Source organism: Arthrobacter pullicola, assembly GCF_014836875.1.
GTDB lineage: Bacteria > Actinomycetota > Actinomycetes > Actinomycetales > Micrococcaceae > Arthrobacter_B > Arthrobacter_B pullicola.
The window spans coordinates 141,222-165,639 of record NZ_JACSQC010000003.1 but is presented as its reverse complement, the minus strand read 5'-3'; the positions used below and the strand labels follow the sequence as shown (position 1 = coordinate 165,639).

At 65.6% G+C, this 24,418-nt stretch carries 24 protein-coding genes; 8 read left to right on the top strand and 16 right to left on the bottom strand.

Going from position 1 to position 24,418, the window contains the following annotated elements:
* Positions 1 to 154 precede the first annotated feature (154 nt).
* A complete protein-coding gene (gene aspS / locus H9638_RS07030; RefSeq protein WP_191746506.1) occupies positions 155 to 1,951 on the bottom strand; it encodes an aspartate--tRNA ligase in 1,797 nt (598 codons plus the stop codon).
* Positions 1,952 to 2,077: 126 nt separating this feature from the next.
* Between aspS and H9638_RS07025 the strand changes: the two genes are divergently transcribed.
* The gene (locus H9638_RS07025) at positions 2,078 to 3,349 is read left to right on the top strand and encodes an APC family permease (protein WP_191746505.1); all 1,272 of its coding nucleotides are present in this window, start codon (positions 2,078 to 2,080) and stop codon (positions 3,347 to 3,349) included.
* Here H9638_RS07025 and H9638_RS07020 read toward each other — a convergent pair whose 3' ends face one another.
* Positions 3,350 to 4,393, bottom strand: coding sequence for an adenosine deaminase (locus H9638_RS07020; RefSeq protein ID WP_404799649.1), 1,044 nt, complete (start codon positions 4,391 to 4,393; stop codon positions 3,350 to 3,352). It abuts the gene before it with no gap.
* 129 nt (positions 4,394 to 4,522) lie between these two features.
* Between H9638_RS07020 and H9638_RS07015 the strand changes: the two genes are divergently transcribed.
* Positions 4,523 to 4,774, top strand: coding sequence for a hypothetical protein (locus H9638_RS07015; RefSeq protein ID WP_191746503.1), 252 nt, complete (start codon positions 4,523 to 4,525; stop codon positions 4,772 to 4,774).
* Between the two features lie 101 nt (positions 4,775 to 4,875).
* Here the strand turns inward: H9638_RS07015 and H9638_RS07010 are convergent, their stop codons facing one another.
* The 4 genes from H9638_RS07010 to H9638_RS06995 form a co-directional block, all read right to left on the bottom strand.
* Positions 4,876 to 5,895, bottom strand: coding sequence for an NAD(P)H-dependent flavin oxidoreductase (locus H9638_RS07010; protein WP_191746502.1), 1,020 nt, complete (start codon positions 5,893 to 5,895; stop codon positions 4,876 to 4,878).
* 83 nt (positions 5,896 to 5,978) lie between these two features.
* On the bottom strand, positions 5,979 to 6,170 hold the full coding sequence (locus tag H9638_RS07005; protein ID WP_191746501.1) for a helix-turn-helix transcriptional regulator: 192 nt from the start codon (positions 6,168 to 6,170) through the stop codon (positions 5,979 to 5,981).
* Positions 6,167 to 6,631, bottom strand: a complete 465-nt coding sequence (locus H9638_RS07000; RefSeq protein WP_191746500.1) for a hypothetical protein — start codon at positions 6,629 to 6,631, stop codon at positions 6,167 to 6,169. Before H9638_RS07000 ends, H9638_RS07005 begins: the two co-directional genes overlap by 4 nt.
* Before the next feature lie 90 nt (positions 6,632 to 6,721).
* The gene (locus H9638_RS06995; RefSeq protein ID WP_191746499.1) at positions 6,722 to 7,306 is read right to left on the bottom strand and encodes a helix-turn-helix domain-containing protein; all 585 of its coding nucleotides are present in this window, start codon (positions 7,304 to 7,306) and stop codon (positions 6,722 to 6,724) included.
* Positions 7,307 to 7,353: 47 nt separating this feature from the next.
* Between H9638_RS06995 and H9638_RS06990 the strand changes: the two genes are divergently transcribed.
* On the top strand, positions 7,354 to 8,247 hold the full coding sequence (locus H9638_RS06990) for a class I SAM-dependent methyltransferase (RefSeq protein ID WP_191746498.1): 894 nt from the start codon (positions 7,354 to 7,356) through the stop codon (positions 8,245 to 8,247).
* Positions 8,248 to 8,363: 116 nt separating this feature from the next.
* Complete coding sequence (locus H9638_RS06985; RefSeq protein WP_225217130.1) at positions 8,364 to 9,269, top strand: Abi family protein; 906 nt, start codon at positions 8,364 to 8,366, stop codon at positions 9,267 to 9,269.
* Between the two features lie 89 nt (positions 9,270 to 9,358).
* On the opposite strand, the gene H9638_RS06980 is transcribed toward H9638_RS06985, so the two are convergent.
* The 7 genes from H9638_RS06980 to H9638_RS06950 all read right to left on the bottom strand — a co-directional run bounded on the left by H9638_RS06980 (position 9,359) and on the right by H9638_RS06950 (position 16,501).
* Positions 9,359 to 10,510: an ABC transporter substrate-binding protein gene (locus H9638_RS06980; RefSeq protein WP_191746497.1), complete on the bottom strand. Its 1,152-nt coding sequence runs from the start codon at positions 10,508 to 10,510 to the stop codon at positions 9,359 to 9,361.
* A 47-nt stretch (positions 10,511 to 10,557) separates the two neighbouring features.
* Entirely contained in the window at positions 10,558 to 11,427 is an 870-nt protein-coding gene (locus H9638_RS06975; protein ID WP_191746496.1) for an ABC transporter permease, read from the bottom strand.
* Entirely contained in the window at positions 11,424 to 12,254 is an 831-nt protein-coding gene (locus H9638_RS06970; RefSeq protein ID WP_191746495.1) for an ABC transporter ATP-binding protein, read from the bottom strand. The genes H9638_RS06975 and H9638_RS06970 overlap by 4 nt, the downstream gene beginning before the upstream one ends.
* A complete protein-coding gene (locus H9638_RS06965; protein ID WP_318241810.1) occupies positions 12,251 to 13,123 on the bottom strand; it encodes an ABC transporter permease in 873 nt (290 codons plus the stop codon). Before H9638_RS06965 ends, H9638_RS06970 begins: the two co-directional genes overlap by 4 nt.
* A gap of 17 nt (positions 13,124 to 13,140) precedes the next feature.
* A complete protein-coding gene (locus H9638_RS06960; RefSeq protein WP_191746493.1) occupies positions 13,141 to 14,157 on the bottom strand; it encodes a TIGR03842 family LLM class F420-dependent oxidoreductase in 1,017 nt (338 codons plus the stop codon).
* An 8-nt stretch (positions 14,158 to 14,165) separates the two neighbouring features.
* On the bottom strand, positions 14,166 to 15,587 hold the full coding sequence (hydA, locus tag H9638_RS06955) for a dihydropyrimidinase (RefSeq protein WP_191746492.1): 1,422 nt from the start codon (positions 15,585 to 15,587) through the stop codon (positions 14,166 to 14,168).
* Between the two features lie 65 nt (positions 15,588 to 15,652).
* Positions 15,653 to 16,501 carry a nitrilase-related carbon-nitrogen hydrolase gene (locus H9638_RS06950; RefSeq protein ID WP_225217129.1) on the bottom strand — a complete coding sequence of 283 codons (849 nt, stop codon included), beginning with the start codon at positions 16,499 to 16,501 and terminating at the stop codon, positions 15,653 to 15,655.
* A gap of 509 nt (positions 16,502 to 17,010) precedes the next feature.
* Between H9638_RS06950 and H9638_RS06945 the strand changes: the two genes are divergently transcribed.
* Genes H9638_RS06945 through H9638_RS06935 form a run of 3 tightly spaced genes read left to right on the top strand, consistent with a single transcriptional unit; the run spans position 17,011 to position 19,905 of the window.
* Entirely contained in the window at positions 17,011 to 17,970 is a 960-nt protein-coding gene (locus H9638_RS06945; protein WP_318241809.1) for a putative F420-0 ABC transporter substrate-binding protein, read from the top strand.
* 52 nt (positions 17,971 to 18,022) lie between these two features.
* A complete protein-coding gene (locus tag H9638_RS06940; RefSeq protein ID WP_191746821.1) occupies positions 18,023 to 19,084 on the top strand; it encodes a putative F420-0 ABC transporter permease subunit in 1,062 nt (353 codons plus the stop codon).
* Entirely contained in the window at positions 19,081 to 19,905 is an 825-nt protein-coding gene (locus tag H9638_RS06935; protein WP_191746490.1) for an ABC transporter ATP-binding protein, read from the top strand. Before H9638_RS06940 ends, H9638_RS06935 begins: the two co-directional genes overlap by 4 nt.
* A gap of 74 nt (positions 19,906 to 19,979) precedes the next feature.
* Here the strand turns inward: H9638_RS06935 and cofE are convergent, their stop codons facing one another.
* From cofE to hisS, 3 genes are all read right to left on the bottom strand, one after another.
* On the bottom strand, positions 19,980 to 21,029 hold the full coding sequence (gene cofE / locus H9638_RS06930) for a coenzyme F420-0:L-glutamate ligase (RefSeq protein WP_404799642.1): 1,050 nt from the start codon (positions 21,027 to 21,029) through the stop codon (positions 19,980 to 19,982).
* Positions 20,981 to 21,985: a TIGR03557 family F420-dependent LLM class oxidoreductase gene (locus H9638_RS06925; protein ID WP_191746489.1), complete on the bottom strand. Its 1,005-nt coding sequence runs from the start codon at positions 21,983 to 21,985 to the stop codon at positions 20,981 to 20,983. Before H9638_RS06925 ends, cofE begins: the two co-directional genes overlap by 49 nt.
* 105 nt (positions 21,986 to 22,090) lie before the next feature.
* A complete protein-coding gene (gene hisS / locus H9638_RS06920; protein WP_191746488.1) occupies positions 22,091 to 23,434 on the bottom strand; it encodes a histidine--tRNA ligase in 1,344 nt (447 codons plus the stop codon).
* A gap of 198 nt (positions 23,435 to 23,632) precedes the next feature.
* On the opposite strand from hisS, the gene H9638_RS06915 reads away from it, so the two are divergent.
* Positions 23,633 to 24,409: a peptidylprolyl isomerase gene (locus H9638_RS06915; RefSeq protein ID WP_191746487.1), complete on the top strand. Its 777-nt coding sequence runs from the start codon at positions 23,633 to 23,635 to the stop codon at positions 24,407 to 24,409.
* Positions 24,410 to 24,418 lie beyond the last annotated feature (9 nt).

Sequence of the window (24,418 nt, the reverse complement as noted above, 5' to 3'; positions counted from 1 at the left end):
CGGGGCGGTCAGCACGCAAACGCCCGGCTGGGGATTCCCAGCCGGGCGTTTGGACAATGCCTCATAAACCTGTACTCAGACAGCCGAGGCTGTGATGGGCCGCCCGGAAATCCCAAATGACTTCCGGATGCCCTTCAAGGCCTGGCGGCACCTGCTACTCAGCGGCAGGCTTCTCCTGCTGCTTGTCCTGCTTCTTCTCCGGCTTGAAATCGACGCCGGCTTCCTTGCGCTGCTGGGCGCTGATCGGAGCCGGAGCGGAGGTCAGCGGATCGTACCCGCCGCCGGACTTCGGGAAAGCGATGACGTCGCGGATGGAGTCGGCACCGGCCAGCAGGGCCACCACGCGGTCCCAGCCGAAGGCGATGCCGCCGTGCGGCGGAGCGCCGTACTTGAAGCCTTCGAGCAGGAAGCCGAACTGCTCCTGCGCGGTTTCCTCGGAAATGCCCATCACCTTGAAGACGCGTTCCTGCACATCGCGCTGGTGGATACGGATGGAGCCGCCGCCGATTTCGTTGCCGTTGCAGACAATGTCGTAGGCGTAGGCCAGGGCGGAACCGGGATCCTTGTCGAAGGTGTCCATGAACTCGGGCTTCGGCGAGGTGAACGCGTGGTGCACCGCGGTCCATTCACCTTCACCTGCGGCGACGTCGCCGGCAGCGACGGCTGCGGCGGCGGGCTCGAACATCGGGGCGTCGACGATCCAGACGAATGCCCAGTCCTTGGGGTCGATCAGGCCGGTGCGGTGGCCGATTTCGACGCGGGCTGCGCCGAGCAGGGCGCGTGCTTCGGAGGTCTGGCCGGCGGCGAAGAAGATGCAGTCGCCGGGCTTGGCGCCGACCTTTTCGGCGAGGTTCTCGCGCTCAAAGTCGGTGAGGTTCTTGGCGACCGGACCGGTGAGGGTGCCGTCTTCCTGGACCAGCACGTAGGCCAGCCCCTTGGCGCCGCGCTGCTTGGCCCATTCCTGCCAGGCATCGAGGGTCCGGCGGGCCTGCGAGGCACCGCCGGGCATCACCACGGCGCCGACGTACGGAGCCTGGAAGACGCGGAAGGTGGTGTCCTTGAAGAATTCGGTCAGTTCGGTCAGTTCCAGGCCGAACCGGAGGTCGGGCTTGTCCGAGCCGTAACGGGCCATGGCGTCGGCGTAGGTCATACGGCGGATCGGCGTTTCGATCTCGACGCCGATCAGCTTCCAGAGCGCCTTCACGATTTCCTCGCCCAGGGCGATGATGTCGTTTTCCTCGACGAAGCTGGCTTCGATGTCCAGCTGGGTGAACTCCGGCTGGCGGTCGGCGCGGAAGTCCTCGTCACGGTAGCAGCGGGCAATCTGGTAGTACTTTTCGAACCCGCCGACCTGGAGCAGCTGCTTGAACAGCTGCGGCGACTGGGGCAGGGCGTACCAGGAACCGGGTGCCAGGCGCGCCGGCACCACGAAGTCGCGGGCACCTTCGGGCGTGGACCGGGTCAGGGTCGGGGTTTCGATTTCAACGAAGCCTTCGCCGTGCAGCAGTTCGCGGGCCACGCGGTTGGCTTCGGAGCGCAGCCGCAGGGCCGCGGACGGTGCCGGGCGGCGCAGGTCCAGGTAGCGGTGCTTCAGGCGGGCTTCCTCGCCTACTTCCACGTGCTCGTCGATCTGGAAGGGCAGAGGATCGGAGGTGTTGAGGATAACCACCTCGTCGGCAATGACCTCGACTTCACCGGTGGCCAGGGCCGGGTTCTCATTGCCTTCGGGACGGCGTTCGACCTTGCCGGTAATCTGCAGGACGTACTCGTTGCGCAGGCCGTGGAAAACGTCTTCTTCCCGGACAACCACCTGGGCAACGCCGGAGGCATCACGCAGGTCAAGGAAGGCGACGCCTCCGTGGTCGCGGCGGCGGGCAACCCAGCCGGCCAGGGTAACGGTCTGTCCAATATGCTCGGCCCTCAGGGAACCAAGGGCGTGTGTGCGCAGCACAGCAGTCCTTTCAAGTTTGATTGCTTGCGGAAACACCTGTTCCCGCCCATTGTGAGTAGAGATCTTCTTCGAGTTTACCGGTGATCCATTCTGTTCCCGGCCAAGGGCAGACTGATCGGAGGATGAGTGTCCGGCAACGCTGCCCTCAACCGTCCCCTCGGCGGCTTCGACGCGACGATGGCCGGCATCGGTTCCATTGTCGGAGCCGGGGTATTTGTGGTCTTCCCGGCTGCCATTGCTGCTGACGGCGGCGGGCTGTTACTGCCGCTGATTATCGCGGCTGTCATTGCCTACGCCTGCGGTGTGTCGATCTTTCAGGTCAGTGCCGCCCTGGATGCGGGAAGGGCCAATTACGACGACGGCGGGACCCGCGCAGCGCGCCTGCTCCTGGGACCCACGGCAGCCTTTGTCACCGGCTGGGTGTTCCTCTGTTCACGGCTGGCCGCCTCCGCTGTTGCTGCCCTGATGGTTGGCACCTACCTGCTGCCGGATTTCGCGGTGCCCGCGGCGGTGGCCGCCGTCGTCCTAACCGCTGGGTTGAATGTCTTTGGGATAACGCGCAGCGACTGGGTGTCCCGTTTCATCGTCGCGTTCGTGATCGCGGTGCTGGCCTTCGTGGCGGTGGCTGCCTTCAATTCCGACCGCCCGCCCGGAAGCGTCAAACTGGCGACCCTGCCGGAACCGGGGCTGGCCGGCACCCTGGAATCGGCTGCGCTGCTCTACTTCGGCTTCATCGGCTATGGCTATCTCGCGTCGCTGGGCCCGCACGTGCGCTCCCCCGCACGGAACATTCCGCTGGCCCTGCCCGCCGCCCTCGCCGTCGTACTGGGCCTGTATCTGGTGGTGGGGCAGTCACTGCTGAGCTACTTTGGGGCTCCGGCCCTGGCCGCGGAAGCCACTCCTCTCATGGGTCCGGTAAGCCAGGTCAGCGGCGGTATTGGCATCGGGGCTGTCATGATTGCCGCCGCGGCTGCCGGGCTGGGTGCGCTCTCTGCCCTGAATGCGGGCTGCGCCCGGGTTGCGGCGGCCATGGCGGACGAAGGGGAACTGCCTTCGGTATTCGGCAGGACACGGGCCACGCTGAAGGGGCGCCCGGAGACGCACTGGGCGGGCGTGACCGCGGGAGCCGCCGTCGTCGTTGTCCTGGTGGTGGCGTTTCCGCCCGGCACCCTGCTGGGGGTGGCCGCCTTCTTTGGCCTGCTCTATGCCGGCACCACCGCCGTGACCGCCTTCAGCCTGCGGTCACGGCACTGGTATACGCCGCGGGTGCTGAACCTGCTGGGACTGGCCGGTGCCCTGCTGCTGGCGCTGTCCCTGCCGTTGCTGGTCATCTCCCTGGGGTTGATGGCCATTGTTGCCGGTGCCGTCGTCCGCCTGGCCTTCCGGCGGGGACGGTGACTATTCAGTCCCCTGCACCAGCAGCCAGGCCTCGAGCTCGGCCAGCAGCTCATCCTTGCGTTCGGCAGCAGCAAACGAGCCGGTGATCGAGTTGCCGGCCAGCTGCGCCAGCTGGGCTGGATTCAGGTCGAAGGTCTCGCGGAGGACGGCGAAGTTGTCGTCCACGTAACCGCCGAAGTAAGCCGGATCATCGGAATTGACTGAGACGTTCAGGCCCTGTTCCAGCAACAGCGGCAGCGGGTGGCTTTCCAGCGAGTCCACGGCCTGCAGCCGGACATTGGAGAGCGGGCAGATGGTCAGGGGAATCTGGTCCCGCTCCAGGCGCTCAACCAGCGCCGGATCATCCATGCAGCGGATTCCGTGGTCAATCCGGTCCACCAGCAGCAGATCCAGGGCCTGCTCGATGTAGTGCGAGGGACCTTCCTCGCCCGCGTGGGCCACCAGTTTCAGGCCGGCGGCGCGTGCCTGCTCGTACAGCGGCACGAAGTTCTCCGGCGGGTTGCCCACTTCCGCTGAATCCAGGCCGATGCCGATGATCGGGGCGTTCATGTCAAGCAGGTCGGTGAGGACCTTTGCGGCCTCCTCCGGTGACCGGTCGCGCAGGAAGGCGGCAATCAGGGCCGAGGAGACCCCGAACTCCTCCTGGGACACCGCCAGGACGGAGGCCACACCGTTGATGCAGGTTTCCAGCGAGACGCCGCGGACCAGGTGCGCCTGCGGGTCCACCATCATTTCCACGTGCCGGACGCCGGCCGCCGCTGCACGCTTGAGGTAGGCGCGGGTCATGTCCGCGAAGTCCGCTTCGGTGCGCAGCACGTTCATGTTGGCGTAGTACAGGTCCAGGAAGGACTGCAGATCGGTGAACTCGTAGCGCGCGCGGAGCTCGTCCAGATCTGCGTAGGGCAGCTCGATGCCGTTCCGGGCAGCCAGCTCAAAGATCAGCTCCGGCTCCAGGGTGCCTTCAATATGGAGGTGGAGTTCAGCGCAGGGCAGCTTGCTCAAGGGAGTCCTTTCAATGATCCGTCGGCTGCGGGCGTGCCGCAGCGTCCCGTTAAGCCTAGGGTGCCGCCGCCGCGGAGACCATTCCGCGTACCTGGCGGTTCCTTCGACTATGTGGCGGTCCCTTCTACTAAGCACTGGGCCTCGCCTGTAGCAGCAGGCCATACTGTGGAAATGAGCAGCGACCAGCCGGCAGCGAACACACAGTGGTGGTCACGGTTGGAACCCGCCACCCGTACATGGCTGATGAACAACAACGGCGATGCCGTTCCCGACGGCGTGGCAGCTGAAGTCCTGCGTGCGGGAGGCCCAGCAGCCCTGCCTGCTGAGGTGCCTGCTGAGGAAGACGGTGGCCAGGGTGGCCTCTACTACTCAGATGAAGTCATCGACTGGATCGAGGCAACTGCCAACGCTGAGGACGCATAGGGGCCACTCTTTTTGGGGGCCATGCCCGGCGGGCTTTTCACTGCCAAGCCACCAGAGCTGCACACTCCCGGTCCAGCCAGCCCCGGCAGCCCCGGCAGCAGCTACTCGCCCGCCAACCACCCGATGATGCCGGACGCCGGCCCGACCGGAGCGCTGCGCCAACCGGTGCCCGCCCACAGATGCAGGGTGTCACTGTCTCCCGCCTTGCCCGCCGCCTGGCGCAGGCCACGGGTGAGGTGGTGGACGGAAGGGTAGGCATTCAGGGCGTGCGCCTCGTGCCGGTCGATGAAGCCGTTGCGCAGCGCGCGGGCCGGACGTCCGGTGAAAGAACGGGTCAGGATGGTCTCGGTGTAGGCGGCGTCGGCCAGGGCTGCCCGGTGTGTTGCGGAGGTGCCGGCCTCGTCGGCCAGCAGCAGGAGTGTGCCAACCGCAGCTGCTTCGGCTCCGGCGTCCAGCAGCCCGCGGATAGTCCCCGGGCCGTCGACTCCGCCGGCGGCGATGATCGGCAGGCTGGATTCGGCGCGGACCGTCCGGACCAGATCCTCAGTGCTGACCGGATCGATCCTGCGCTCCGGGTTGAACGTGGCGCTGTGCCCTCCCGCGGACGGGCCCTGCACCACCAGACCGTCCACCCCGGCTGCTTTTGCCCGATGCGCTTCGGCCGTGGTGGTCACCGAAGCGAGGACCCGGCTTCCTGCCCGCTGCAGGGCGGCGATGGCCGCGGGCTCGGGCAGCGCAAAAGTCAGCGAGACCACCGGCACGGGATCCTGCATCAGGAGGGCCAGCTTCTGGTCCCAGAAATCGTTGTCCTGAACGGGGACCGGGTCGAGCTTCATACCGTAGCGGTCCGCTTCCGGCTGGAGTTCCTCCGCATAACCGCGGAAGGCTTCTTCATCAACCTTGGCAGGGGCGGGGACGAAGAGGTTTACCCCAAACGGATGCCCGCTGGCCTGGAGCTGCCTGATCTCCACGGCGAGGGCATCGGGAGCTTTGTACCCTCCGGCCAGGAACGGAAAGCCTCCGGCTTCCGCCACCGCGAGGGCCAGCGCCGTCGTCGTTGGGCCGCCTGCCATGGGAGCAGCGGCGATCGGCAGACGGGACTTCAGCAGCGGTTCTTCCATGGGAAAACCCTCTCATCTGAAAACAGCGTTGTCCCGTCGGCCTGCCCTGACACTGGCCTCCTCCGCACCGGTGGCGGAACGTTCTAGTGCTGCGTGAACAGCTCTTCGATCCGGCATTGGAATACCGAAGCGAGCCGGAATGCCAATGGCAGCGAAGGGTCGTAGCGCCCCTTTTCGATGGAGATGATGGTCTGGCGTGAGACTCCGAGTTCGTCCGCCAGCCGCTGCTGGGACCACCCGATCTCCTGCCGTCGCTGAGGCAGCGTGTTTTTCATGCTCCGGCCAGTTTTTTCAACCACAGGTAACGTGCACCGAAATCCAGCATGGAAAAGAGAACCACAACTGCAAGGATCAGACTGGCCGGCCCTTCAATCCCCAGAAATGCGACTGCTGCACAGCTAATCCCGGCAACCAGCAGAATGTCCGTAAAGGCACCACTGGCTGCCTTGTCATACCAGGCGGACTCCACGGAATCCTCGGGTTTGTCGACTGCTCCTGCGAGGGTTGAGCGGTCAACGAGCACAGCCCAGGCAAGTGCGGCTGCAACCGGCAGGACAGCAGCAGCCATCACGGCAAACTCCATCAGCGGATTTTCGCCGTTCCGCAGCCAGCTAAACAGTGCACCGCAACCGGTGGCTATGAGCGCTCCGATCACTAACGCAGCGCCCAGCAGTGCCGGCGTGCCGCCCCCAACCCGTGCACGGCCCCATTTGCTCCGCTGAACTTTGGCGGTCATGTGGCTGCCCTTCATAGAGGTGGAAAAGCTTGTCAAGGAAACTGTACAGACAAGCACCCTTTACGTAAAGCATCCTTGACCTCGATCGATTCAGGCCCGCTCGTGGGAGTGCAGATGCGCTTTTTCCCCTCCGTGATCGAAAATCGTCAGGATCTCCACCGGCCCTTCGTGGGCGCCGATGTGGTGCGGGACCATCGTGGAAAACTCGGCGGCCTGCCCTTCGTGCACCAGGATTGCCCGCTCCCCCAGCACCAGCCGCACACTTCCGGACAGCACGGTGAACCACTCGCGGCCAGGATGAACGCTGAGCGCGGCGTCGTCCTGTGAGCGCTCGGGGGTGATCCGCATCTTCGCTACCGTAGTGCCGTTGTGCTCCCGCGACAGCAGCCACGTGGTGACTCCGCGCTGGTGTTCAGGCTCCGGACGGATCACGACGTCGTCATCCTCGCTGGACTCCACCAGCTGGTCCAGCGTGGTCCCCAGCGCCTTCGCCAGCGGCACCAGCTGGTCCAGGGCAATCCTGCGGTGTCCGGTTTCGATGCGGCTGAGGGTGGACGGACTCAGGAAGCAGCGGGCTGCGAGGGCGTCCAGGGACCAACCCTTCGCCAGCCGCAGGCCCTTGATGCGCTGCCGGATTACTGTGTCCAGGGAAAGATCGTGAAAATCTTGCGTCATAGGCAAGAGTGTATTCGCACTGGGCAAGGCGTACGTAGGCTTAACCCATGACTTCCCAGCACTCCCAAAAACCGCACCACGGCCATCACGACAGCCACCAGCAGGGACATCAGTTCAGCGGGCACTCCAGCCACCAGCACGATGACGAGTCCGGCCTGGCCGAGGTGCTGGACCTTGATGCCCTGTTGCTGAGGGACCATCTGCAGGAGATCTTCGAGTGGACCGCCGCCCATCAGCCAAACCCGGCAACCATCCTGGACCTGGGCGCGGGAACCGGGACCGGCACTCTTGGCCTGACCCGCACCTTTCCCGCCGCCCAGGTGACAGCAGTCGACCAGTCCGAATTTATGCTGCAGCGGCTGGCCGCAATGATGGAGAATCAGAGGCTGTCGGCCCGGGTCTCCACCCTCCAGGCCGATCTCGATACCGGCTGGCCCCAGCTTTCCGGCATTGATCTGGCCTGGGCGGCCTCCTCGATGCACCACATGGGCGACCCTGCGCACATTTTTGACCAGATCGCCCGGACACTGACACCGGAGGGCCTGCTGGTGGTCGTGGAAATGGACACCCTGCCGCGGTACCTCCCCGATGACCTGGGCTTCGGCACACCGGGCCTGGAACAGCGCTGTCACAATGCGGTAGCGGCTGCCGGCTGGAACTCACATCCGGACTGGGCCACTGCCATCAGGGATGCCGGCATGGTCATCGCGGGGCAGCGCACCTTCGTTTACGCCACGGACGATAACCGGGACCTGATTGCCCGCAACGCCCAGGCTTTCCTGTCCCGGATGCGCACCGGCCTGGAGGACACGCTTTCCCAGGAGGACCTGGCCACCCTGGATCAGCTGCTGGACCCGGACGGCCCGCAGTCCTTGGGCCGGCGCACTGACCTGACGATGCGTGGCAGCCGCACGGCCTGGGCCGCCCGGCCGGGTCACTAGGCGTCCTCGGAATTCACCTCGTCTATGGGGTACAATTAGTTCCACTATGACCGGTTCCGCCTGCTTCGGCAGGTCCAGGGCCGGTCTTCACTTTTGTCTCAACAGGGAGGCGCGGTTTGCAGGTAGCCCCCAAAGCTTTCAAAACCTACGAAGAACAAATTGGCCTGCTTTCCTCCCGGGGCATGGATATCGGCAATCCCGACGTTGCAATCAAGCAACTTCAGCATGTCAACTATTACCGCTTGAGTGGCTATTGGTACTCGTTCCGCCGCCACTCAGGCCAACATCGTGAGGATGACTTCTACCCAGGCACGATTCTGCAGGATGTTGTAAAGCTCTACAACTTTGACGAGGCTCTCAGAACCGCAACCTTTGCTTGCCTGACACCTATTGAGCTAACCGTGCGAGCCCTTCTTGGCCACGAACTCGGTCTACTCGACGAGTGCGCACACCTTAAGCCCGGAATTCTGGGTCCACAGGCCGGAAAAGGTGCCATCTACTCGACATGGCTCAAGCGCTACGAGAAGAGTCTCAGGGAATCAAAGGAAGATTTCGTCAGTCACCACCGGGTGAGGTACGGCGGCACATTGCCCGTTTGGGCAGCGGTGGAGATCCTCGATTGGGGAGCCCTCACGTACTTGTATGGCTTTGCGCCCCGCGGGATCCAAGACAGTGTTGCGGATAAGTTTGGCCTCACGGCCCCCCAGCTTGGATCCTGGATGAAGTCTCTCAATGTCGTCCGGAATATCTGCGCGCACCACGGACGACTCTTCAACAGAGTCCATGCGATCAAACCCAAACTTCCTAAAGTCGGCCAGTATCCACATCTCGACGAAACGCGAAATGAGATGAACAGGACCTTTGGCCAGCTAAGTCTCATTCAGCATATGCTCCACCACCGGGGAATCGGGCGGCCACAACTTTTGCCAGCAGTCCTCCGCAGCTACCCGGATGTGAAACTACTGCCGCTTTCTCATACCGGCGCACCGGCCAATTGGGGAGAGTCCGCCCTTTGGCGCTAGTACTAAGGACGCGAACAGCCCTGCCCGCCGGATAACTCCGGCAGGCACGGCTGTTCCGCTCCAACGAAAACTCTGCGGCCCCGACCCGGTCAGTTACCCCCGGCCGCCAGCGTCACCTCAATCGGCTCATAGTCGGCGCCCCTGGTATCCACGCCTTCCTCTTCCAGCTCGGCCAGCGCCTTCTCCACGTACTCATTGGTATACGCGGTGGCCGGCGGTTCTTCGCTGATGATGGTCGCGCCGGTTTCGTTTTTGGTGCCCATAGCGATCTCCACGGTCTGCTCCCAGGCCGCTTCGTCGATCAGGCCGACGCCGTTCGTGGATGGCCAGAGCAGCTTGTTGGTTTCGTTGGTCATCCATAGCTGATGGCTTTGTCCGAGGGTGGATCCAGCACCGGTCACAATGGAAGCTGCTTCCTCGGGGTTGTCCTTCGCGTAGGCCCAGCCTTTGATGGCAGCCTTGATAAAGGCCACGGTGGTGGCCTGGTATTCCTCGTCATCTTCCAGGCGCTGGGTATCGGCCCAGATCGCGTCCTGGAGCATGGCGGTACCTTCCTCGTTCCAGTCGATGACTGACAGGTCCTCCGGCTGGTAGAGCTCCCCCGTGTCAGGGTTCTCGGTTTCCAGCACCTGCGCGTACTCGTTGTAGGTCATGGCCTGGGCGGCGTCGATGTCCCCGGCCAGGAAGCCGTTCATATCGAACGCCTGCTGGATCAGTTCGATGTCACCGATTTCCACGCCGGCTTTCTGCATTCCGGCGAAAAGCTCCCATTCGTTCCCGTACCCCCACGAGCCCACTTTCTTGCCGGCCAGGTCCTCCGGCCCGTCAATTCCGGAATCCGCCATCGCCACCTGGAGCGTGGCACTCCGCTCAAAAATCTGCGCGACGTTGGTGATTGCCGCACCCTGTTCGATCGAGCCGAGCACCTTGGGCACCCAGGAGATGGCATAGTCGGCGTCACCGGAGGCCAGGACGTCCTGCGGCACAATGTCTGCACCGCCTTCCAGGATTTCGACGTCGAGGCCTTCCTCCTCGAAGAAGCCCTGGTCCAGCGCCGCGTAGTAGCCCGCGAACTGGGCCTGGGCGAACCACTGCAGCTGAAGCTTCACCGGCGTCAGATCCCCGGCTGCTTCGCCGCTGTCCCCGCCGCTTCCTCCGCAGCCGGCCAATGCCAGGGCTGAAACAGCCAGGGCCGAAGCCACCGTGGTGAGTGGTTTTCTCGCTTTGTTCTCTCGGTTCATGGACTTCCCCTTTTGCGGACGATGGTGCGGATGAAATGGAGCGTGAATCAGGTGCGCGCCGTGTGCCGGGAGAAGTATTTCTCCAGGCCGGCGGTCACCGCGTAAAAGAGCAGTCCCAGCAGGACCGCCCCCACCACATAGGCCCAGGCCAGCGTGTAGTTGCTGCTCGACGCGGCGGAGGTCACCGACTTCCCCAGGCCGCCCACGGGTCCGCCGAAATACTCCGCGATGAGAGCTGACACCACGGCCAGGGAGGAGGCGATGCGCAGTCCGGTGAACATGTACGGCACGGCGCTGGGCAGGGTGACGCTGCGGGTGATCTGCCATTTGCCGGCCGCGTAGGAACGCATCAGATCCCGGTGAACCGGGGCTACCTGCCGGAAACCGCGCAGCGAGTTCACGTAGACCGGAATGAACACCGCAATTCCAGCCACGATCTGCCGGGTGGCCTGCTGATCCGCGCCGTACATCGTGTAGAGGACCGGGGCCAGGGCCACGATCGGAATAACCGACAGGGCCACCACCATCGGCGCCGCCAACCGGTCCAGCGCCGGCACTGCAGCGGATGCCACGGCCGCTGCCACACCCAGCAGCCCTCCCACCACCAGTCCGACGGCTGCGTTCGCGCCGGTGACGGCCGCGGCCTCCAGGACATTCCGCAGGTTTTCCAGGAAAGCCCCGGCGATCGCCAGCGGGCCCGGCACAATGAATGGTTCAATCTCCAGCAGCCAGACGGCCCCCTGCCACAGCAGGAGCGCTGCCACCCCCAGCAGCAGCGGTGCGGCCAGGTTCCGGCCCAGGCCGGACAGCCGGCCAGGATCGATTCCCGCCGTTCCCCGCGTTCCGGACGGCACCGCGGTCCGCTGCAGCGTCCGGGCCCCCGGCGCCTCCGGCGGATCCTGAACGATCCCGCTCATCGGGTTTCGGCTCCCCGGACGGCGGCAGGTTCCGCACCGTGCAGGGCTTCACGCACCAGCCGGATCGCGTCGTAGAACACCGCTTCCTCCCGCAGCCCGGCACCGCGGCCGACGGCGGCTCCCAGGGTAATGTCGACGACGTCCCGGATTTCGCCGGGCCGGGGAGACATCACCACTACCCGGTCGGAGAGGAACACCGCTTCCGGGATGGAGTGGGTGACGAACACGACGGCGCAGCCCGTTTCCGCGCAGATCCGGATCAGTTCGTTCTGCATCCTTTCCCGCGTCATTTCATCCAGCGCCCCAAAGGGTTCATCCATCAGCAGCAGCTTCGGGCTTTCCGCCAGTGACCGGGCGATGGCTACGCGCTGCTGCATGCCGCCGGACAGCTGGTCCGGATAATGCTCACCGAAGTCCGAGAGCCCCACCATCGCGAGCAGCTCGTCAACGCGCTCCCGGCGTTTAGCTGCTGCGGCACCGTGCGTCAGCAGCGGCAGTTCGATGTTGCCCCGGACGCTCCGCCAGGGCAGCAGCCCGGCCTGCTGGAAAGCGATCCCGTAATCCTGGTCCAGGCGTGCCTGCCGCGCCGTTTTTCCGAACACGTTGATCGTTCCGGAGCTGGGTGCGTCCAGGTCCGCGATCAAGCGCATCAGTGTGCTTTTGCCGCACCCCGAGGGCCCGATCAGGGAGACGAATTCACCGGCTGCCACAGTGACGCTGACGCCCCGCAGTGCCTGCACCTCCTCCCGGCCTGACCGGAAGATCCGGTCCACGCCCGTCACCTCGACGGCGGCAGCTGCCGGAGGGCGGATGGTTGCCTCGTTCATACGCCCTGTTCTCCTCTGCGGTAGCGGCGCAGCAAAACGCCGATCAAAGCAACAAATCCCACGGCGGCCAGGCCGAGCACCACCGCTCCGAAAATAGGTGCCCAGGGCTTGCCCGGGTCCCCACCGGCAGCCGCCGCGAATTCCACGATCATGCGCCCGATTCCACCCCGGAGTCCGATCGACACCTCGGCCACGACTGTCCCCACCACCGCGCTGGCGGCAGCCAGCCGCAGGGCCGGGAGCAGATACGGCACGCTGGCCGGAAGCCTCAGCCGCAGGAACGTCTGCCACCAGCCCAGTGCGTAGGTGTGCATCAGGTCCTCATGGGCCTTCTCCGGTGCGCCGAAACCCCGCAGGGCACCGACGGCTACCGGGAAAAACGCCAGGTAGGCCGCGATCACCGCCACCGACATCCAGTTCTCCCAGACGAAAGGACCGAATTCGAGCTGGGAACCCCAACGCCGTACCAGCGGAGCGATGGCGATCAGGGGGACCGTCTGGCTCAGGATGATCCAGGGAAGCACCGCTGAGTTGGCACTGCGGAAACGCTGCATCAGCATGGCCAGTCCCAGGCCGACCACCGTTCCGATCAGCCACCCGGCACCGGCAATCCCCAGTGTGAAGCCCGCTGCCTGCAGTACCGCGGTCCACATGGGCGCAGCCCCGGCAGCTGAGGATTCCGGCGCGAACAGCCTGGCGAGCATGGTCCAGGTATGCGGCATGGCCAGGTCCGTGGTGCGCGGGAGCACCGGCACGCCGCCGATGCTAATGCCCTCTGCGGGCCCAAGTGCCTTGTAGAGTTCCCAGGCCATGACGGGGACCAGCACCCCGCCCAGCCCCCAAAGGAGCCGGGCGGGCAGCGTCCGCACGGGTTGCGCACCCGTTTTCATGCCTTGGCAGCCACGTTCTCGCGCAGTGCCGGGATAACGGTCTCGCCGTAAACGCGCAGGGTTTCTTCCTTGTTGTCATGCTGGAGGTACCCGGCGAACTGGGTGACCCCCAGGGCCTTGAGCTTCTCGAGCTTCTCCATGTGCTCTTCGGCGGTGCCGAGGATGCAGAACCGGTCCACGATCTCGTCCGGCACAAAGTCGGCATGGGTGTTCCCCGCCCGTCCGTGCTCGTTGTAGTCGTAGCCCTGGCGTCCGGCAATGTAGTCGGTCAGCGCCTGCGGCACGGACGAATCCGAACCGTATTTGGAGACGATGTCCGCCACGTGGTTGCCTACCATGCCCCCGAACCAGCGGCACTGGTTGCGCATGTGTTCAAGGTCGGTGCCGATGTACATCGGAGCCGCAACACAGAAGGAGATGCTGTCCGGGTCCCGGCCCGCGTTGGCCGCGGCCTGCCGGACGGTGCGGATCATCCATTCGGCAATGTCGACGTCGGCAAGCTGCAGGATGAAACCGTCACCGACTTCTCCGGTCAGCTTCAGGGCCAGCGGCCCATACGCCGCCACCCACACTTCCAGTTCCGAGCCTTTGCTCCAGGGGAACTGCAGGGTGGCGCCGTTGTATTCAACCGGCCGGGAGTTCGCGAGTTCGCGGATCACATGGATGGCCTGCCGCAGCGTCTTCAGCGTGGTTGGAGCGCCGTTGGTCACCCGCACCGCGGAATCGCCGCGGCCGATCCCACACACCGTCCGGTTCCCGTACATCTGGTTCAGGGTGGCGTAGGTCGACGCCGTTACGGTCCAGTCGCGGGTGGCCGGATTGGTGACCATTGGCCCCACCTTAATGGACCGGGTTTCAGCCAGGATCTGGCTGTAGATCACGTAGGGCTCCTGCCAGAGCAGATGCGAATCGAAGGTCCAGACATAGTCGAACCCGTGTTCCTCGGCCATTTTGGCCAGTGCCACTGTCCGCTGGGCGGGAGGGTTGCACTGCAGTACCGCACCAAATTCCATGTTCTCCCCTAAACCAGGTACTGGCTGGTGGAGCGGCGGACGTACTGTCCGTGGCCCTTGCTGCCCAGATACTCGTTGTTGTTGACGACCACCTTGCCGCGGGACATCACTGTGTCCACATGGCCCTCGATCTCGTACCCCTCCCACGCTGAGTAGTCCATGTTCATGTGGTGGGTTTTTTCCAGACCGATCGAGGTGTGCCCGTTCGGATCGTAAATAACGACGTCGGCATCGGCGCCGGGGGCGATCACACCTTTGGTGCCGTACATGCCAAACATCCGTGCCGGCGTCGTGCTGGTGATTTCCACCCAGCGTTCGAGGCTGATCTTTCCGTCCACAACCCCCTGGTACATCAGGTCCATCCGGTGCTCCACCGAGCCGATGCCGTTGGGGATCTTGGAGAAGTCCCCCACTCCCAGGTCCTTCTGCCCCTTCATGCAGAACGGGCAGTGATCGGTGGCGACCATCTGGATATCGTTGGTGCGCAGCGACTGCCACATGTGGTCCTGATGGTGTTCGTGCTTGGAACGCAGCGGCGTGGAACAGACCCACTTGGCGCCCTCGAAACCCTCCGCCCCCAGCTGGTCTTCCAGCGAAAGGTAGAGGTACTGCGGGCAGGTTTCGCCAAACACGTTCTGCCCGTTATCCCGTGCCGCTGCCAGCTGCTCAACCGCCTGCTTGGCTGACACATGGACCACGTACAGCGGCGCTCCGGTGAGGTTCGCGAGCATAATTGCCCGGTGGGTGGCTTCCTCCTCCATCTGCCACGCGCGGGCGACACCGTGGTAGTACGGGTCGGTCTTGCCCTGGGCCAGGAGCTCGGCCACCATCGCGTCGATCGCCGGACCGTTCTCGGCGTGCATCATGGTCATCAGCCCGGTCTCGGCGCCGACCCGCATGGCCTTGTAGATCTGGGCGTCGTCGCTGTAGAACACCCCGGGGTAGGCCATAAAAAGCTTGTAGCTGGAGACTCCCTCATCGAGCAGGGAGTTCATGGCTTTCAGCGAGTCGTCATTGACGTCGCCGATAATCTGGTGGAAGCCGTAGTCGATCGCGCATTCCCCGGCGGCTTTCTCATGCCAGGCGGCGAGTCCGTCCATCACCCGTTCGCCGTAACGCTGGATCGCGAAGTCCACGATGGTGGTGGTTCCGCCCCAGGCTGCCGCGCGGGTTCCGGTTTCGAAGGTGTCACTGGCCTCGGTGCCGCCGAAGGGCATCTGCATGTGGGTGTGGGCGTCGATGCCGCCGGGAATCACGTATTTCCCGGCCGCGTCCAGGACGGTGTCCACCGACCGGGCGAGGTCCTGGCCCAGGAGCGTGGAGCCAGGTGCCAGGACCGCGGCTATTTTCTCTCCATCCACCAGGACATCCGCAGCGCTGCGGCCCGTGGCGGTGACGACGGTGCCACCGGAGATAAGTGTTGTTGCCATGGAGCGTTTCCTTGCCTTCCTCTGAACTGGTCCGGGTGCGGCGCCTAAGGTGAGCCGCGTGCTGCCTACGGGGCAGTGATCGGGCTGTAGGCGTCCGGCCGGCGGTCCCGGTAGAACTGCCAGTTGTTCCGGGCGGTGCGGACCAGGTCCATGTCCAGGTCCCGGATCATCAGTTCCTCACGGTCCCGGGCACCACGGTCCCCCACATAGTTGCCCTGCGGGTCCGCAATGTAGGAGGTCCCGTAGAAGTCAACGGCTTCCTCGCCGAACTCATTGGTTTCCTCCCCCACCCGGTTCGGCACCACCACGTAATAGCCGTTGGCCGCTGCCGCAGTGGGCTGCTCAAGGTCCCAGAGCCGGTTGGAAAGCCCGGGTTTGGAGGCATTGGGATTAAAGACAAGCTGTGCGCCGTTCAGTCCCAGCACCCGCCAGCCCTCCGGGAAATGCCGGTCATAGCAGATGGTGACTCCAACCTTTCCGACCGCCGTGTCGAAAACGGGCCAGCCAAGGTTCCCGGGGCGGAAATAGAACTTCTCCCAGAATTTCTCCACGTGGGGAATATGGTTCTTGCGGTATTTGCCCAGATAGGTGCCGTCTGCATCGATCACTGCGGCGGTGTTGTAGTAGACACCGGGCTGTTCTTCTTCATACACCGGGAGAATGATCACCATTTTGTGCTCGGCGGCCAGTTCGGCGAAGCGTTCGGTCAATGGTCCCGGAACGGACTGAGCGTATTCGTAGTACTTGCTGTCCTGCACGATTCCGAAATAGGGGCCATGGAACAACTCCTGGAAACAAATGATCTCCGCGCCTTCCGCTGCGGCTCTCCGGACGAAGTCCTCATGCTTGGCCACCATGGATTCCTCGTCACCGGTCCACGTTGTCTGCGTCAGTGCGGTACGGACGATTGTCAAAACAGCCTCAACCTTCCGGCGGCACTCCTGCCGCCTGTTCTGAAAAGACCGCCAAGGGTCTTTTCACATCCTTTGGGCTAAAGATTTCCCCTGCGTTTCGGAGGCATTAAAGCTGTGGGGCAGCTGTTTTCTCCGTGCCCGACATCCTTGGCTATGCGCGCCCGTTCTGCAAGAGTGTAGAAATTGCCGCAGGTACGCTTTCAGCCCGGCGGCAGGCATCGTTTCTCCGGCCGGTCTGGCCGGGATCCGCTGGCCTCGATTTGGGCCATGGCCATGATTTTTTCCGGGTTCCCCGCACAGATTTCCGCGGAAGGTCCCCACAGGTCCCGTCCAAATCCCACCAGCGAGGTCCCATGTCACGTCCCAGCACCCCCGCCCGTCCCAGCACCCCCGCCCGTCCCAGCACCGCCGTCTGTCCCAGCCCCGGCCCCCGGCCCACAAAAGATCCGCGCACAGCGGACCCACGGCCGAAGACCTCCCTGCGATGGGCTGCCGTCTTCTGCGGAGCAGTGCTGCTTTCCGGTTGTTCGACCGCGCCGGCGGAGGTGCCGGCACCAGCCGCGGAAGCAGCCCAAACTGAAACAGCACCGCAGTCCCCTGCCTACCCCGTCGAGCTGGACAACTGCGGGACCCCGGTGGTCCTCGACGCCGCGCCCGAACGGGTGGTCACCATTAAGTCCACGTCCACCGAGATGCTCCTTGCCCTCGGACTCGGCGACCGGATCGTGGGAACAGCATTTTCAGACGGCCCGGTCCCCGTTGCCTGGGCACCGGAGACGGCCCCGCCGGTCCTGGCAGACAAGGTTCCCTCCCGGGAGGCCGTGCTGGCACTGGCGCCGGACCTGGTGTTCGCCGGGTGGGAATCGAACTTTTCCGCGGACGGAGCCGGTGAACGCAGCCAGTTGGCAGACCTTGGCATCGCGAGCTATGTCTCCCCTGCCGCCTGCCAGCAGGACGGCTACCGGCCGGATCCCCTGACCTTCGACGACGTTTTCTCCTCGATCACCGAAGCCGGGGACCTGTTCGGTGTTCCGGAAGCCGCGCAGGAACTCGTGGACGCGCAGCGTACTGAACTCGACGGTGTAGAGCCCTCGGACGCCGGGCTCACCGCCCTCTGGTACAGCTCCGGGTCCGACACACCCTTTGTTGGTGCCGGCAGCGGCGCGCCGCAGCTGATGCTGGAAGCTGCCGGCCTGGAGAACATCGCCGCCGACATTAAGCAGGCCTGGAGCCCGTACTCCTGGGAGGCGGTGGCCGCCGCGGATCCTGACGTGATTGTCCTGGTGGATTCGGCGTGGGGCAGCGTCGAAAAGAAGAAGGCCGTGCTCGAATCGCACCCGGTGATTTCCCAGCTTCAGGCCGTGCGCAACCAGCAGTACCTGGTGGTGCCCTTCGCCGCCTCGGAGGCCGGGGTGCGCAATGTCGAAACCGTCCGGTCGCTCACCGAACAGGTGGCTGCTTTTGACTGATGTTCGGGTCCCGGGGAATGTGCCTGCGCAGGTGAGCAACGACGACGCCGGCATGGCCACCCACGCGGCGGCCGGCGCAGGTACCGCTCCCGTGCCGGAACCGGACCGGATCCATTCCCGGTCCCGGGCCTGGCCGCTTGCGGCCCTGCTGGCTACTGCCCTGGCAGCAGCCATGCTCTGGGCCCTCACCGTGGGCCCGGCCGGCCTGGGCCCGCGGGCGGCCTGGCTGGCCCTGGTCTCACCGGGCAACAGCGCCCTCAGTCCCATCCAGGAAGCGATCATCCGCGAACTGCGGCTCCCCCGCCTGCTGACGGCGGCGGCTGTCGGCGCCGGGCTGGCGCTGTGCGGAGCGGTGATCCAGGCGCTCACCCGGAATCCCCTGGCCGACCCCTACCTCCTGGGCCTCAGCTCCGGGGCCTCCTTGGGAGCGGTTTCCGTGCTCCTCCTGGGCTTCGCCGTCGCGCTTCCCGCTGCTGCCTTCGCCGGGGCCATGCTCGCCATGGTGCTCACGCTCACCCTGGCGGGTGCGCTGGGCACCATCACGCCCACCCGGACGATCCTGGCGGGGCTGGCGGTGTCCTCGCTTGCCGCGGCGGGCGCGTCCTTCATCGTGTTCTGGACGGCCCAGGGTGATTCCTACCGCGAGGTCCTGGGCTGGCTGATGGGGTCCCTGGCCGGGGCGGGCTGGAGCAGCGTCGGTATCACTTTGCCGGTCCTGGCGGTGGTGGGCCTTCCGCTGCTGTTCTGCGGCCGGATCCTGGATGCCTTCGCCTTCGGTGACACCGCAGCCTCAGCCCTGGGCGTCCCGGTGCCCACCGTGCGCTGGACCCTGCTGGGTGCCACCGCGCTGCTCACCGGAGCCATGGTCTCCGTCAGCGGCTCCATCGGGTTCGTGGGCCTGGTGCTTCCTCATGCCGTCCGTTTGGTCGCCGGGTCCGGGCACCGCGCCCTCCTGCCGCTCTCGGCGCTGGCCGGGGCGCTTTTCCTGGTCCTGGCGGATACCGCAGCGCGGACGGTCTTCGAACCGCGGGAAATCCCGGTCGGCATCGTGACCGCGCTGATCGGCGCACCCGTTTTCATCGTCCTGCTACTGCGCCGGCGGAGCATCGCATGAGCACGGTCCGGGCGCCTGCCTCCAACGGCAGCCGTGTCACGAAGCCGCTCCCGCTGTCCGCGGAACACGTCACTGTGACCCGCGGCGGGAAGGCACTGGTCGACGGCGTCAGCTGCAGCCTCCGCCCGGGAACCGTCACGGGCATCCTGGGTCCCAACGGGGCCGGGAAGTCCACCTTGCTGCATCTGCTCGCCGGCGTCCTCCCGGCAGACTCCGGCACCGTGCTGCTGGGGAACCGTCCCCTGAGCCGGATCAGCACCAGGGAGCGCGCCCGCAGCATCGCCCTGGTGGAGCAGTCGCTGCCCGACGACGTCGCGCAGCCGGTCCGCGGGGTCGTGGCGCTGGGCCGGACCCCCCACCGCAGCCTGTTCGCTGCGGACGGGCCCGCCGATCACGCTGCCGTGGAGCGGGCCCTGGCAGCAGCCGGCGCCCGGCACCTGGCGGAACGCCTGTACCCAACCCTCTCAGGCGGAGAACGGCAGCGGGTGCAGCTGGCCCGGGCGCTGGCACAGGAACCGGAAGTGCTGCTGCTGGATGAACCCACCAACCACTTGGACGCCGCCGCCCAGCTCGAAACCCTGGACCTGCTGCAGGGCCTGGCCGCAGAAGGGCTGGCCGTTGCGGCCGCGCTGCATGATATCAACCATGCGGCGGCTTCCTGCTCGCACCTGCTGCTCCTGCACGGCGGACGGGTGGCCGCGGCCGGACCGACGGAAGAGATCCTCACGCCCGAACTCATCCGCCGGGTTTACGGCGTCAACGCCGTGTTGCTGGTCCACCCTGCCACGGGACGGCCGCTGGTCGCGCTCAGCCGCCGCTAGTTCGAACCCGCCGCGCTCAGCCGCCGCTGGTTCGACCCCCGCGCTCAGCCGCCGCTGGTTCGACCCCACCGCGCTCAGCCGCCGCTGGAACGGGCCCGGCGGCGGGCCTCCGACGCCGCTGCGGCGTAACCGGCCGCGTAGCCGTCTTCATATCCTGCCGCGTGTCCGTCGTCGTATCCGGCGTTGTAGCCGGAGCGGGTGCCGCTGCGCCGTCCGTCCTCGAACGCTTCAGCGCTGCCCTGCCGGAACAGGTCCTCCTCCGCCGGGCGCAGCAGGGCCTTGGCACCGGGGTCACGGTCCATCCCGCCCACCGTCACCAGAGTGTCGAGTCCGCGGACCAGCGCGACGGGCACCCCGAAGGTCTTTCCCTTCACCAGATCGGCTGCGGCGGCAATTTCGTCGGCCACCGCGGTGACGGTCGCGGACATCGGCCGTCCGGAACTGTCCGGCAGTCCGCGCAGGTCCAGCAGTACGTCCAGGCCTGCCGCGCCGATCGCGGCATCTGTTTGGCCCTGGCGCCAGGGCCGGCCCAGGGTATCGGTGATCACCACGCCGACGTCCACGCCCCAGTCCCGTTTCAACCCCCGGCAGATCCTGCGGGCGGACGCGTCCGGATCCAGCGGCAACAGCAGGACCGTCCCCTCGGCCGTGTTGCTGGCGTCCACACCGGCGGCCGCGGCAACGATTCCGAGCCTGTTCTCCACTATGCGGGTGGTGCCGTGCGCATGCTCGCGGCTGGCGACCACCCGGGACGTTTCCTGCTCGACGGCGTCATCCCGGCGGTCCGCTGGCAGTGTGCGGCCTTCGGCCTTGGACACGATCTTGGAGGTCACCGCCAGGATGTCCCCGCTGCGGAGATCCCGGCCGCAGGCTTTACCGATCAGCTCCACCAGGTTCGCCCCGGCCTGCACTTCCCCGATGCCGTGTACCGGGGTGATCACCAGGCGCGCTGCCGCCGGCGGTTCCGCATTCAGCACGGGGGCAGGGTCCAGGGCGGGGGCAGGAGCCGCCGCCAGGTCTTCGTTGGGAGTTTCCGTCTCTGGGTCAGCGGGGACGGTTCCGGTCCAGCCAGGATTCATCGGTGCAGCTCCGGCAGGACGCTGGCGGAGAACGTGTCGATCCATTCGCGCTGGTTCCGCCCCACATTGTGCAGGTAGACGCGGTCGAAGCCGAGGTCCAGGAATTTCTGGATGTAGGCGCGGTGAACGTCGGGGTCCTCGGAAATCAGCAGCCGGCCTTCAAAGTCCTCCGGGCGGACCAAACGGGCCATCTGCTCCAGTTCAAAAGGTGAGCGGATGTCCGCCTTGGGGAACTTCATACCGCCGTTGGGCCATTCGGTCATGGCGTTCGCGAGGGCTTCCTCGTAGGTGGGTGCCCAGCTCATATGCAGCTGCAGGACCTTGGGCATGGTGTCCGGATCCTTGCCAGCCTCGCGGGCACCGGCGTCGAAACGGGCGAACAGCCCTTCGATCTTCTCCAGCGGGGCACCTACGGTGATGAGCCCGTCAGCGTGTTTTCCCGCGCGCTTGGCCGTCACGGGGCCGGCGGTGGCAACAAGGATTTCCGGGGCAACCTCCGGCATGGTCCACAGCCGGGTGGATTCCATCTTGTAGAAGGTCCCGCTGTGCCGCACGTCCTTCCCGGCCAGCGACGCGGCGAAGAGCTTGGAGATGATTTCGATGGCCTCGAACATGCGGTTGATCCGCTCCGGTGCCTCGGGCCAGTACTGGGCCGTGATGTGCTCATTCAGTGCCTCGCCGGACCCCAGCCCCAGCCAGTGCCGCCCCGGGTACATGGCCGCCAAGGTGGCGGAAGCCTGCGCCACCATCGCCGGGTGCCAGCGGAAGGTGGGTGCGGTGACTCCGGGCCCGATGTCGCCTTTGGTCCGTTCCCCCAGAGCGGAGAGGACATTCCAGACGAATGCGGACTGTCCCTGCGCGGGTACCCAGGGCTGGAAATGATCGGCAGCCATCACTCCGGAAAAGCCGCGCTCTTCCGCGTAGGCGGAAAGAGCCACGGCTTCCGTCGGATGAAACTGTTCCAGCATGGCCGCATAACCGATCCGGAGTGGGGTTTTCATGCAGCCACTATAGGCCAGCCGCAGTGAACAACCCGGAAGCGGCGTGTTTCAGCCGTGCAACGAATCAGTTAAGGAAGGAATTGCTTAAAGAAGGAAAAGAAGGAATCAGCCGCGGGCGGTGATCTGCGGAAGCAGGTCCTCGGCAGGCGGGGTCCAGACGGCCGGGTCGGCGGAAACCTGGTCCCCGGAGCGGATGTCCTTGACCTCGTGGCTGCCATCCTCGGCGGTGAACCAGACAAAGGGAATGCCGCGCCGGTCGGCATACTTGATCTGCTTGCCGAACTTCTCCGCCTTCGCTGCCACCTCCACGGAGATGCCGCGTCCGCGCAGGGCCACGGCGACGTCCTGCGCCGCGGACCAGGAATCGTCGTCGGCCAGGGTCACCAGCACGGCGGTGGGAACCGAGCGTGAGGCTTCGGCGAATTCCTGGCTGAGGATGCGCATCACCAGGCGGGTTACACCGATGGAGAGCCCGACGCCGGGGAAAGTCCGGCTGCCCTTGGCGGCCAGCGCGTCATAGCGGCCGCCGGAGCAGATGGAACCCAGCTGCTCGTGTCCCACCAGGACCGTCTCGTAGACGGTGCCGGTGTAGTAGTCCAGGCCGCGGGCGATGGAAAGATCTGCCACGACCTTGCCCGGAGCGCGCTTGGCTGCCTCCGCGATCACCTGCTCCAGCTCATCAAGGCCGGTTTCCAGCAGGTCGTTCGTGACACCCAGTGCCCGGACCTGGGCAGCAAAGGAGACGTCGTCGGTGCGGATGGAGGCCAGCTTCAGTGCCAGGTCAGCCTGCTCCGGCGTGGCACCCAGCTCTTCCTGCAGCAGCTCGGCCACACGCTGGGGGCCGATCTTCTCCAGCTTGTCGATGCTGCGCAGCACCCCGGCGGTGTCTTCCAGCCCGACGCCCCGGTAAAAACCCTCGGCCAGTTTGCGGTTGTTGACCCGGATGCGGAAGTCCGGGATCGGCAGGGCACCCAGGGCCTCGGCGATGACCAGCGCCAGCTCGACGTCGTACCGGAACGGCAGGTCGCCGTCGCCCACCACATCGATGTCCGCCTGGGTGAACTCGCGGGCGCGGCCCTCCTGCGGACGCTCGCCCCGCCACACCTTCTGGATCTGGTAACGGCGGAACGGGAAGGCCAGGTGGCCTGCGTTCTCCACCACGTACCGGGCGAACGGCACCGTCAGGTCGAAGTGCAGTGCCAGCTGGTTCGGGTCCTGCTTGCCGCTGCTTTCGCCTTCCTCCGCCTGCAGCCGGCTGAGCGCATAGACTTCCTTGTCGATTTCGCCCTTGCGCAGGAGCTGCCCCACGGTTTCCACCGCGCGGGTCTCAATATTGGAGAAGCCGTGGAGTTCGAAGGTCCGGCGCAGCACGTCCAGGACATGGAGTTCAACCAGGCGCTCCTGCGGTAGCCATTCGGGGAAACCGGACAGTGAGGCCTTGCGTGCCATGCGGGAGAACTCCTTAGGTGGATCGGCTCCGGAAACAGGCGCAGAGGAGCGCCCGGGGCCGGATACTGGGAAACCACAGCTGCTGCATGCATAAACTGTGTGCGGCACTCATTTTAGCCTCTTCCGGTCCGGTGGGTGCCGCAGAGCACCCCAGGCGCCTCCGCGGCGCCCGGATCCAGTCCCCCGAAGGAGGCAGCGGTGAAGGTCACCAGCCGTACCGACCGTGAAACCCGCCGTCGTGTGGCCCGGATGGAAGCCCGCCAGGCACTGGCCCGGGAGCAGGGCCGGCGGAGGCTTAAGGACAATGTCTACGCCGGAATCGCCGGGGTCCTGGTCCTGGCGCTGGCCGTCGCGCTCCAGGTTTTCTGGTTCTCCTCCAATCCCACTGCCGAGGACCTGGCCCTGCTGGAAAGCCAGGCGAAGGTCACGGCGGAGGAAACCGGCAGCGAATCCACCGTCCCGGATCCGTCGCTGGCCGAGGGAAAGGTCTTCAGCGGCACGCTGTCCCTCAACGGCTCGGAAGTGGGAATCGAGCTGGACGGCAGTGCCGCGCCGCAGGCGGTGTCCGTCTTCAAGTCCCTGGCGGACTCCGGTTTCTTCGCCGGCAAAGACTGCCACCGGCTGACCACAGCAGAGACCATGGGGGTTCTCCAGTGCGGGTCGGCGGACGGGACCGGGGCCTCCGACCCCGGCTATCAGTGGGGTCCGGTCGAAAACACTCCCGCTGACGGTGTCTACCCGGCCGGCTCGGTCGCCGTCGCCCGCGCCGGGACCACGGATTCTCACGGTACGCAGTTCTTCATTGTCTATAAGGACTCGGTCATAACGCAGGACACCGGCGGGTACACGATAATGGGTAAGGTAACGTCAGGGCTTGATGTTCTGGAATCCATCGCTGCAGCCGGGACGGCAGGCGGCGTCCAGGACGGAGAACCCCTAGCACCGGTGACGATAGATTCGTTTACCCTGAAGTAAATGGCACGG